Source organism: Streptococcus danieliae, from assembly GCF_009767945.1.
GTDB lineage: Bacteria > Bacillota > Bacilli > Lactobacillales > Streptococcaceae > Streptococcus > Streptococcus danieliae.
Map to the genome: position 1 here is coordinate 1 of NZ_WSRS01000120.1, position 3,478 is coordinate 3,478.

General features: G+C 38.7%; 3 protein-coding genes and 2 pseudogenes. 4 read left to right on the forward strand and 1 reads right to left on the reverse strand.

Annotated features, from left to right (window positions below; all coding sequences use genetic code 11):
- The 4 genes and pseudogenes from E5983_RS08750 to mobP2 form a co-directional block, all read left to right on the forward strand.
- Positions 1–180, forward strand: a 180-nt coding sequence (locus tag E5983_RS08750; RefSeq protein WP_202056368.1) for a transposase, incomplete at its 5' end; no start/stop codon positions are given.
- Positions 179–376: pseudogene (locus tag E5983_RS08755) on the forward strand (DNA/RNA non-specific endonuclease); the annotation flags it as partial. The gene E5983_RS08750 and the pseudogene E5983_RS08755, both read left to right, overlap by 2 nt.
- Positions 377–389: 13 nt before the next feature.
- Positions 390–842, forward strand: coding sequence for a hypothetical protein (locus E5983_RS08760; RefSeq protein ID WP_160333455.1), 453 nt, complete (start codon positions 390–392; stop codon positions 840–842).
- Between the two features lie 68 nt (positions 843–910).
- A pseudogene (mobP2, locus tag E5983_RS08765) lies at positions 911–3,043 on the forward strand (MobP2 family relaxase); the annotation flags it as partial.
- Positions 3,044–3,118: 75 nt separating this feature from the next.
- On the opposite strand, the gene E5983_RS08770 reads toward mobP2, so the two are convergent.
- Positions 3,119–3,478: IS66 family transposase (locus tag E5983_RS08770; RefSeq protein WP_160332181.1), on the reverse strand; the 360-nt coding region annotated here is incomplete at its 5' end.

The following is a 3,478-nucleotide window of genomic DNA, read 5'->3' on the forward strand; positions in this document are numbered from 1 at the left end:
AGTCGTCTAAAAGTATTGTGCGAAGAACAAGGACATAAACTCTTGCCTCTTCCCCCCTACTCACCTGAGTATAATCCTATTGAAAACACATGGGCTCATATGAAAAAACACCTCAGAAAAGTATTGCCCAGTTATGACAATTTTCTGGATGCTTTGTTGTCTTGTTCTTGTTTCAAATGACTATATTAAGGAAACAGGACATCATGTTCGCTATCGAGTAACTCCTTTATTTAAAAATGAGGAATTGGTAGCTCGTGGTGTCCGTATGGAAGCACAGAGTGTCGAAGATAACCGCATCTCTTTTGACATCTATATTTTTAATGCCCAACCAGGATATAGTATTGACTATTTGACAGGGAGTGCTCAAAAAGATTAAGTGAGGAGACAGTATGGCAAAGCGATTGAATGTTTATTTAAATGAAGAGACATTGCAGAAATTTGATGAGATTAAAGCCTATCTTGATGCAGAGATAGGAGGGAGCTTGAATCGTCAGGGTAACAATTCTTCGGCAGTTGTTGTTAAAGTGATTCATACTTTTCATAAACTCTTTTTAGAAGGGGAACAACATTCTTTTTCAGAACGATTGATTCGGCTGGAAAAAAATTTGACAGACGCTGAAGATCAAAAACTTTTAAAATCCATTCGTCGACAAATGGATCAACTGCTTTATTTAGAGCTGACCAATTTCCATGCAATTACAAAAGGAGTTGATTTTGATATTCAAGATTTAGAATCTGTTCATTCTCATTTTGATCCAAAACAAAATGAGTTGATGGCACGGATTGATGATATTCTCAAAGAAGATATTAGCAGAGGACAAGCTATCAAATATTCTCACTAAAAGGTCAGTTCTCACATGATTGAAAGGAGCTAGTTTTGAGTATACAAACAAGTCCCAACATTACATTTATGATTCAATACACTGAGCCTAATTATCATTACGTGAATTATATGAACCGTGATAAAGCTGTGAAAATTGACGATGAGTTATTCTTGGAAAGCAACCGTCAAATGATTGAAGGTTTGACGGAAGAGGAAGTGAATCGGATTCGAGAATCTGTCCCAGAAAGTCAGTTGAATTTTCGGGAGTATATTGATTACATGAATAGATCTTATGCGACTGAGGTACAGTCAGAAGAAGTGACCGCTATTTTTACTCAAGATGCAGACTATCTTCAAAGGCAGAGGCTAACAGAGCTGAAGCAAAATCTGGAAGCAGCTTATCAAAATGGATCGCTTTTGTGGCAGGGTGTTATTTCGTTTGATAATTCATTTCTAGCTGAACAAGGTTTATATGATGTTGCGACTGGCCAAGTTGATCAGAAAGCTATCAAGGCAGTTATGCGAGATATGATGCCAACCTTGATTCAAAAAGAAGGGCTTTCTGATTCTGCTTTTTGGTGGGGAAATATTCATCTGAATACAGATAACATTCACATCCATTTTGGATTATCTGAAATTCATTCGGCTCGTGAAAAGATCTTTTATGAACCTCGTGGCCGTATGGAATATAAGGGCAATTTCTCCCTTAAAACCATCAATCGTTTCAAGAGTGGAATCCATCATGGACTGTTGAAAGAAGAAACAAGATCAAACTTGATCCGAAAAGAGCAAATCCTGGCCAACCTTAAAACGAATTTAATTCAATCGGTTTACCAGGAAGATAAGATTCGGTCGGCAGCTGAAAAAAAATTTTTGGAACAAGCCTACAATCATTTACCAAACCATGGAAAATGGAGGTACGGATCCAATGCCAAAGATTTTGCCGTCAGCAAATTTTTTCTGGATCGCTATTTGGATTCTTATTTGCAACATGCAGGTGCCCCAGCTTATCAAGAATTTTTAGAAGAGACCAGGGAGTTCTTGGAAACTTATAAAGGTGTCTATTCGGCTGAAAAAAATCAAGTTTATGAAAAACTCCGAAAAATGGATGGGAAAATGATTCGGTCCTTAACAGAATCAAAAGGCTATGATTTGGAACATCATGTAGCTCGTCGTGTACTGGATCTAAGGGAACGCTTGGCCAATAAGATTTTGAAATCTTTTAAGGAATCTGAACCCCAACTGAGAGACGTTCAGCTGGAAAAAAATTTGGAGAACTTTTCCCCCTTGAACCAGAAAAAACTTTTGGAACAGTTACCTACTGCAACTGTTGTCAAAAGTCTCAAGGATTGGCAGAAATTGGGCTATTTCATAAAGGATGGAGAAGAGGCCTTGGAAATTACTAAGCCAGTCTATGCGGCTTATGATAAGTACGGAAGGGGAATTGGGCGGCCAGAATTTGTAAAGGAGTCTGTTTATGATATTAGTCAGCTAAGGGAGGATATTCAACTGAAGGTCCTGACTTTAAAAGATTTGTCTCTCTTATCGTCTAGTCAGCTAACTGATCTGGTGGATGCTGCTAAGGGAAAAGCACAGCCAAGCGAAAAAGAACGTCGGGAATTAGGAATCTATCGCTATGCTTTGAAGTTGAGCCAGTTAGAAGCCAGACAGAAAGCCTTGCAAGTTAGTCAAAAGCTTCTGGACCAGGTGCAGCCTTTGGAATCTGATCAGCCATTTGTCGAGTTTAAAAAGCAATCACTAACTCAGGAATTACAGGTTATTCAGTTACAATTGATCCCTAACTATAAACTCTCAGAAAAAGAGCAGTTACTAGAACAACGTTTAAAGAATCAATTTGCAGATAGTGTTGATTTGCCAATTAGTAAGGCAACCCCTGATCGGATCCAGTTACCGATTCGCCATTTGCGAGCAGAGCTGAGTCTTGTTAAGCAGATGAAAGATGGGAGTATTTTATCGCTTCTGAGAGGGTCCAAAATCTCAAAGCAGGAATATATAGAAGAGCTTCAAACAAAGGTCTCTATCTTTCAGTTAAAGCATCAGATCTACAAGCGGAATCAACAAATGAATCACCTGTCAGATGTAGCTGCTATTAAAGAGTTAAGAAGTGCTAATGCTCAGAGTTTTTCTGAGTTGAAAGATTTGTATGCAGTTTTACAGGGAGATGGGAAGAAGCAGAGCCAGATTACGGAAGCTGTTTCGTAAGCGCCCAATAACAGGGTACATCAAAAAACCTCCAAGATTGTAAGCAGCTTGCTTTGAATCTTGGAGGTTTCTTTAACGACAATGCTCTTGTATTTGTTTTGCCCATGGTAAATAAGCCTCTAGAACCTCCTTTTTTTCGAGAGTCTCCTCGTTTGGTAAATGTTCTAGTAGGAAAACTATATATTTTTCACTGTCCACTTGGTGGAGTTTGGCTGTCTCAATTAGAGTCATAATAATCGCACTAGACTCTGCTCCCTCTAAACTCTGGGAAAACAACCAATTCTTGCGCCCCATTACTAAGGATTTGATTGCTCTTTCTGCCAAATTATTGGATAGAACGAGACGTCCATCCTCCAGTACAGTTTTGAATGTGGACTCATAATCCAAACTGTATTTGAGAGCACGGCCTAACTTGGATTCTGGTAAGACATA